Annotated in this window: 8 protein-coding genes; 6 read left to right on the top strand and 2 right to left on the bottom strand. The window is 61.5% G+C overall.

Going from position 1 to position 6862, the window contains the following annotated elements; genetic code table 11:
- The first annotated feature begins 615 nt into the window (after positions 1 to 615).
- From ACLL97_RS05475 to ACLL97_RS05450, 6 genes are all read left to right on the top strand, one after another.
- On the top strand, positions 616 to 912 hold the full coding sequence (locus ACLL97_RS05475; protein ID WP_411279472.1) for a hypothetical protein: 297 nt from the start codon (positions 616 to 618) through the stop codon (positions 910 to 912).
- A gap of 194 nt (positions 913 to 1106) precedes the next feature.
- Positions 1107 to 1412, top strand: coding sequence for a hypothetical protein (locus ACLL97_RS05470; protein ID WP_411279471.1), 306 nt, complete (start codon positions 1107 to 1109; stop codon positions 1410 to 1412).
- Between the two features lie 320 nt (positions 1413 to 1732).
- Positions 1733 to 2014 carry a type II toxin-antitoxin system RelE/ParE family toxin gene (locus ACLL97_RS05465; protein WP_411279470.1) on the top strand — a complete coding sequence of 94 codons (282 nt, stop codon included), beginning with the start codon at positions 1733 to 1735 and terminating at the stop codon, positions 2012 to 2014.
- Positions 2015 to 2029: 15 nt separating this feature from the next.
- Entirely contained in the window at positions 2030 to 2344 is a 315-nt protein-coding gene (locus ACLL97_RS05460) for a HigA family addiction module antitoxin (protein ID WP_411279469.1), read from the top strand.
- A 235-nt stretch (positions 2345 to 2579) separates the two neighbouring features.
- The gene (locus tag ACLL97_RS05455) at positions 2580 to 2849 is read left to right on the top strand and encodes a DUF4160 domain-containing protein (RefSeq protein ID WP_411279468.1); all 270 of its coding nucleotides are present in this window, start codon (positions 2580 to 2582) and stop codon (positions 2847 to 2849) included.
- A gap of 6 nt (positions 2850 to 2855) precedes the next feature.
- Entirely contained in the window at positions 2856 to 3152 is a 297-nt protein-coding gene (locus tag ACLL97_RS05450; protein ID WP_411279467.1) for a DUF2442 domain-containing protein, read from the top strand.
- 659 nt (positions 3153 to 3811) lie between these two features.
- Here ACLL97_RS05450 and ACLL97_RS05445 read toward each other — a convergent pair.
- Together ACLL97_RS05445 and ACLL97_RS05440 are read right to left on the bottom strand one after the other, a co-directional pair.
- Positions 3812 to 3946: a hypothetical protein gene (locus ACLL97_RS05445; protein WP_411279466.1), complete on the bottom strand. Its 135-nt coding sequence runs from the start codon at positions 3944 to 3946 to the stop codon at positions 3812 to 3814.
- Positions 3947 to 5030: 1084 nt separating this feature from the next.
- Entirely contained in the window at positions 5031 to 6560 is a 1530-nt protein-coding gene (locus ACLL97_RS05440) for an IS1182 family transposase (RefSeq protein ID WP_411279465.1), read from the bottom strand.
- Positions 6561 to 6862 lie beyond the last annotated feature (302 nt).

The raw sequence follows: 6862 nt of genomic DNA, 5'->3' as shown, positions 1-6862 counted from the left end.
CCATTGACACGGCCGCGGTATTCACGGATTCTCGCGTATCTTTGAAGAATCGACTACACGGGTGCTCCAGCCGCATCGGAGCTGCGGCGCAGGCCTAACGATGCTTGCTACAGACGGGCGCATTCTGAAGCGCGCTGCGCGTGCGTCTTGTTGGAGCGCCCGCAGTAGAAGCCAGCGTTAGGCCGCTCCAGAGAGTTTGCCAGCATCAGCCTCTCACCGCGCAGAGGGTTTTAAATGGGTCTCGTCATCGGTCTCGTTGCCATCGTCGTCCTTTCGATCGCGCTCCCGGTCATTGATCGGCTGACCGACGCACCCATCATGCGCCGAGACGTGAACGTTGGAACGCGGTGGTGGAAGCTCCGCGAGCGCCAACGGCAGCGGGAAGATCCCGCCTGGCCGACGGGTTTGGATGAGGAGAACGCGGCGGACCTCGGCCGCATTGCTGCGCCGCGTTCAGGACGGCGTGCTTGGTACCGACCTTGGCGCAACTGATGCGAGCACGGGCAAGCATTGTGACGCTCGGATGACCTGTTGGATTCGCGCTACTGCAGCCAGTGTTGCCCTCGTCTTCGGCGGGCGCTGCTCGGAGCGCTCGTCTGCGCTGGCGTCTTCGGCGTGCTCGCGCTGCTGTTCGTGCTTGGTCACGGATTCCCGTACTACGACATCGCGTTCGCGGCGGCAGCAGGAGTCGGCGCGGCCCTCGGTGGAGTCGTCGGGCCGCTCCTTCGCTGGAGCCTTCTGCGCGATGTCCAGCTTCAGCGCGTGATCGCGTCGGTGGCTTCGGGCGCGGTGCTGTGGGGCGTCGTTGGCTTTGTTGGCGCCGGGTTTAATCCAGTGGCGGCGGTCGGCACTGCTACCATGGGCGCGGTGGTGCACGCGATTCGCCTTCGTGCTCGTACCCGACCAGTATAGTGCGGCATGCGCCCGGTGGACTGAATCTTCGAAGGATTGTCGTAGGTGGCGTCCAGCGCAGCGACGGAGTTCTACGTGGCCTAACGTGCGCTGAAGCCGACGAGCGAGTTATCGAAGCTCGCTGCGCTCGCACTTTATTGCATTCGCTCGCAGCTTAGCTCGGGCGTTAGACGTCCAACATCAATGAGGCATTTGTGAATCGTCCACCTGATCGTGTCACCGCATTTACTGATCACCCGACTTGGCGCTACGGGTTTCTGGTGGTGATTCTTGGACTATTTGTCATGGCGTACCGCACTGCGCGTACGTTCCCAGAGATGCTAGGTTGGGCATCGCTCAATTTCGTAGTAGCCTCAATGCTACTCGTGAATCATGTGGTAAGCGCGTTTCTCACGCACGCACAGCAGCAGCGCGTGCGGGTGTGGCAGTTTGTCTTTCTTGCCGCCTGCGGTCTCTATGTCATTGTGTATCTCGTCGGCGATCTCAACCAGTGGTTCTAGGTGTGGCGGTAGTTCAGTGATGGAAGGCAACAAGGCGAACTCGGGAGCGGCGCGTTCGCGGTGCGATGATGCTACTCCGGCCCCCAGCGATGAGAGACTTGCGAGTCACCGTCGATGCACAAGGTTTGCGCGATCTTCCAAAGCTCGGCGACACCTGTCGACCAGAATCCACCTCGGCGTCTAACCTTGCTTGCTGCTGACAGCGCATTTCGGAATGCGCGCTGCGCGCGCAAGTATATTTGGAGCGCTGCAGCAGAAGCCAGGCGTTATGCGATCCGACGTGCAATTGACACGTGTCACGTGACACGGTACATTCTAGTGTGATCAAGACTTTCGCCGACCGCACGACCGAAGAGCTCTTCCGTACCGGGAAGGCGAAGCGTGTCCCGGCCGACGTGGCCCGGCGCGCACTGCGGAAGCTGGAAGCGATCGACGCGGCATTTCGCCTCCCAGACCTGCTGGTGCCCCCGGGTAATCGGCTGCACCTGCTGAAAGGTGACCGAGTTGGCCAGCATGCGATCGCCGTCAACGATCAATGGCGTGTCTGCTTTCGATTCGAGGATGGCGATGCGTACGATGTTGAGTTCTGCGACTATCACTAATCGGAGCGCCCTCGCATGAGTGTCCCCAATACACGCCCGCGCGAACGCCGGCCCATTCACCCTGGCGAGATGTTGCGCGAGGACTTTCTGTCGGAGTACGGACTCTCGGTGACCGCACTGGCAGAGGCCGCGGGCGTCTCTCGGCAGTCCGTGAATGAACTGCTGCGCGAGCGCCGCGCCGTCACGCCCGAGATGGCGCTACGGCTCGGGAAGTTGTTTGGCAACTCGCCCGAGTTCTGGTTGAATCTGCAGCGCAACGTCGATCTGTGGGATGCGGCCCGTGGGTTGAAGCAGGAGATTGCTCACATCCGGCCGCTGCAGGTCGCATAACAACGCGTTGCAGTTGGCAAGCGGGGAGGGAATGCTCGCTGCGCTCGCGACTGTTTGATCGCTTGCAACTGAACGCCAGGCGTTGGGCAGACTTACCAAGTTGTTCCGTAAGCACCGTGTCCAGGTCCGCGCGTTGACAGCATCTCGATTTTGGGGGCCTGTCGCTGTACGTGATCGGCGGCCGCCATCGCCACGCAGATGGGCCGCCTTTCCCTGGCCAGTGTATCATTCACCAATGCCCGAACTCAGCCGCTTCTTCGGAATCATCGTTCGCATGTTCACCGAGGTGGGCGGGCAGCACCACCTAGCCCATTTTCACGCCTACTGGCAGGATCAAGTGGCGGTGGTCAGCATCCAGCCGGTTGATGTGATCGCCGGATCGCTACCGACCAGGCAGCGACGCCTCGTCGAAGCGTGGGCCGAGCTGCATCAGCAGGAGCTGCTCGACGATTGGAGCCGGTTGCAGAACGGCCAGGCGCCAATCCCTATCGACCCTCTAGCCTAACGAGCGATGCCCCATCCCATCTATCGCGTGCAATCCTGTGACGTCGTGGCGCCGTTCACCTTGCAGCTTCGATTTGACGATGGCCTAGAGCGCCACATCGATTTTCGGCCCATGCTGGCCGGCGAGCTATTTGGTCCATTGCGCGACCTTGCGCTGTTCAATCAAGTCCGCGTCGACCCCGAAGTGCACACGATCGTCTGGCCGAATGGTGCCGACTTTGATCCCGCCACGTTGCATGATTGGCCGGAGCACGAAGCGGCATTCCGCGAACTCGCGCAGCGCTGGGAACATGCGAGCGCGTAGTGTCTTGCGCCGCTGCCCAACAACGCGTTGCAGCTGACGAGCGAGTCAATGTGTGCTCGCTGCGCTCGCATTCGTTTGATCGCTCGCAACTGAACGCAAAGCGTTAGATGGCCGGAACAATCCCACGTGGCAATGCCAAGACACTTCCTCGCTCTGATTTGGTTTCTTCTCTTTATCGCTGCGGTCCAAGTGAAAGCGTGGACGACGGAGCGACGGATGGTGGACCCGCGTCGGGGAACAAGCGCATCGGGCATGCGGTGGTACGAGCCGTGGCCGCTCCCAGCGGACTACCCGTCCCCCGTGTTGTGGCGTGCTGCGGCGCTCAGTTGGCTGGTGGTGCACCTGTCGTTCATTGGGGCGATCGCATGGGTCCTGTGGCGAGTAAGTGAACGGTCCAATTAAGCGGCTCTGTCCCACGTGGGCGCCTTGTCTGCCGGCCGCGCACCGACCAAGCCATCGTTGATGCGATTCACTCACGCTCGCAGTACGTTCCTCTCGGGACCTGCGGCGACGTTGTAGTTCACCTGAGCACCCGCACGATGGTCGAAATGCTCCCATTCTTTGTCCTCTTGATCTGGCCGCTCTTTCTCGTCGCGGTTGTCGCTGGCGGTGGATATCTGGCTTTACGAGCGATTCGCGCGTTCGAACGCAGAGGTACGTCAGCGCCGGAATTTCTCGCGTTGTGTGAACGCGTCGAAATACTTGAGCAACAGCTTGAGACCCAGGCGGCGGACCTCCATCGTCTCGCCGATGGGCAACAGTTTACCGAGCGCCTCATCGCTGATCGCGGCCACACGCCCTCCGCGTCCTAGTGCGCGCCGTGTCGGTGGTTGTCGCGTGAGCACCTGTACGCGGCGGCAGAATTCTCGGCGCATTGGTCGACCTGCCGCCATCTAACGAACCGTTGCTGCTGTCAGCGCGCTGCGGTGTGCGGCAGGCGGCCGCCGTGCTGGCGCACGTCGCCCGTCCGGCCGCATTTTGTTTAGAGCGCTGCAGCAGAACGCAAAGCGTTAGACACCTAAAGGAGGGTCTCGGAATGTTTCGGTATGCGATTGCGATATTGGTGCTGAGTGTTGGCGCGTTCGGGTGCACCGTCCCTTCGCGTGGCGCGTCGGTTAGAACGTTCTCTCGGTCGTCTCCGCCTTCTCTCCTAGCCAACCGTACACGGGCGAGTGAGGCGCCTTCCATCAGGGCGAATCTTGACAGACGCAGCGGTGGAGCCATTCGCCTTGCCAAAGGACAGATGCTCGTAGTCCATACGCCACGCGGAACCGCGATCCTAGAGTTTACCGCTTTCCGTGATTCAGAGGCATCGTATCGGTGGCGTGCTCGCTCAAGCACTGGGCATATGGGGCGTGGAGTCGGAACCGTTTTTGAGCGGTACATACGATCGAGCGGCGATTCCAATCAGGTGCAGTTGACCGACAACGGTAGTGAGCGGCTTGTCGGCGCAGGACTGTTCACGGTTCAGTGGTCGTATGCGGATCTTGAGGGCGGTTGGCTCTACCTCGACAGCGCAATCGGTGATGCACAAGTGGAATCGTCCGTCACGTTTGACCAGCACCCGCTCCGACGCTAGGGTTGCCGTCCCGTGCGCCGGTGTCTAACGAAACGTTGCTGCTGACAGCGCGTTTCGTTTGCGGCAGGCGGTCGCCGTGCTGGCGCACGTCGCCCGTCCGGCCGCACTATCTTTGATGCGCTGCAGCAGAACGCTAGGCGTTGAGGCTGTAGAAAAAGCCTCAACGCACCTCCGGTGAAGGTCCCGCGTCGCGCAAAACTCCACGCGAAGAGATTCAGCATTGTTGAACAGTGCGTTTCGTCAGATTTTCGTCGTAATCCTGTCAATTGGGACGGCGCGGACGCCGCCCGTGTGGTGATTTACGCGGCGTATCCTGCGTGGGTGAGCTTTTCGATGTTGTGCACCAGACAAAAGAGCAGCCACTGGCCGTTCACTTTCGTGCGGCCACGCAGCGTGAAGCGATCGAGCCGCTTGTTGTAGCGCACATTGCCAAAGACCGGCTCCACGGTGCCGAAGCGACGCCCGTACTGCTCGCGCCCATCGGGCGTATCGAGTCGTTGCTGCATGCGCATCGTGTGCGTCTCGGTCTCCGCGTCCTCTCGCCCACGAAAGAACGCCACGTTGCGGACGATCGTCGTCGCGGGCGTCCGCAAACACTGGTCGCGCAAAGCACAGGATCCGCAGTCGCGCTTTGCACCGCGAAAGTGTTCGCCAACATAGCCGTTCGTGACGTTGCTGGCGCCCTTCCGATAGAGGGACTTCCCGGCGGGACACACACACGTGCGCGCGTCGGCGTCATAGGTGAAGTCGCTCGGTGCGAACACCGGCAGCGTCTTCTTCACGGTACCCGATTTGTCATGCAACGGATTCGGCGCGGTGGTGTGGTGCTCGCGGTCAGCAAACCGCTCATCGCGTTTCCGCATATCCGGATCGGCGATGAGCGCCGGGACCTCGAGCGCCGCGAGCGCGGCGAGATTTGCTTCGCTATGATAGCCCGCATCGGCCGTGAGCACCGTGTCGCTCGTGCGGAGCGCCGCGAGGGCCTCCACGACAGGGAGCAGCAATTCTTGTTCAGAGCCCGTGCCATGCGCTTGTGCGTCCACGATGATCTGATGTTTCGCATCGACGGCGGCCACACCGGTATACCCTTGGATCACGCCCTTGTCCGTGGCCATCTTGGCGCTCTCGTTGTCGGTGCGATTGCTCTTGCGGAGGCCACCCGTCGGCCCGTGGCGGTCCTGGGGATGCGCAGCGAGCCACTCCCGCAACTGCTCCGCATCCTGCGTGAGCCGCTTGATGCGTGCCGTCGTTTTCGCCGCGACATCGGGCTCGAGGTCCCGCGTATCAGCGTCCCGATGCCGCTCCAACATCGTCTTGGCTGCCGCTTCCAGTTTCTCCGCCCGCTTCGTGAACTCGGCGCGCGTGCCACTCCGATGCTTCGACGCATTGCTCGGCAGCTTCACGCCGTCGATCGCGAACATCTCGCGGCCGATCAACCCCTGGCCGTCACACACCGCGAGCACCGCCGCAAACACCTGGGCGATGTCGTCGCGCAGCGTGCTGACGAAGTGGGCGATCGTGGTGAAATGGGGCGCGGTCATGCCGCACAGCGCCATGAACGTCACATGCTCCTGGCACACGCGCTCGATCGCCCGACTGCGCACGATGCCCTGCGCGTACGCAAAGAGCACCACCTTGAGCAGCATGGCCGGCGGGTATGCCGGCGCGCCGGTCGTATCATTCCGAAACCGGGCGTCGAAGTGCGCCAGATCGACTTCGTGATCGAGCAGGTGGTTCAGCGCGTGCTCGAACGTGCCGGGCAGCAACTGGCGCGCCAGGTCGACGCTCAGGAATTGCGGGTTCGTATCGAGGGACTTGTAGCGGGCCATGGCAGATGCTCGACAGCGAGACGAAACGACACCACATTCGATGCACGACAAACCCGTGGCGTCGCCTCAAGTTCCGTTTCCACATTGGCCTGCTTCGGGACTTATCCTACAACCTCGTTAGGCAGCGCTACTACGGTCTTTGCGTTCTCACGAACAGGCCCCTCAGCAATCGAACTCAATGAACCGACCACGGTTTCAGAAACTCATATTAGCGAATTTCGCCGCAGTCTTTTTGGCCGCGTGTTCGGCGAAGACACCAGAGCTTCCGACGAATCCGACAACACTCAAAGAACAGGTCATCA

The sequence above is a fragment of the Gemmatimonas sp. genome (genome assembly GCF_046594945.1).
GTDB lineage: Bacteria > Gemmatimonadota > Gemmatimonadetes > Gemmatimonadales > Gemmatimonadaceae > Gemmatimonas.
Note: the sequence above shows the minus strand (reverse complement) of the source record. Positions and strands in the feature narration are given on the sequence as shown.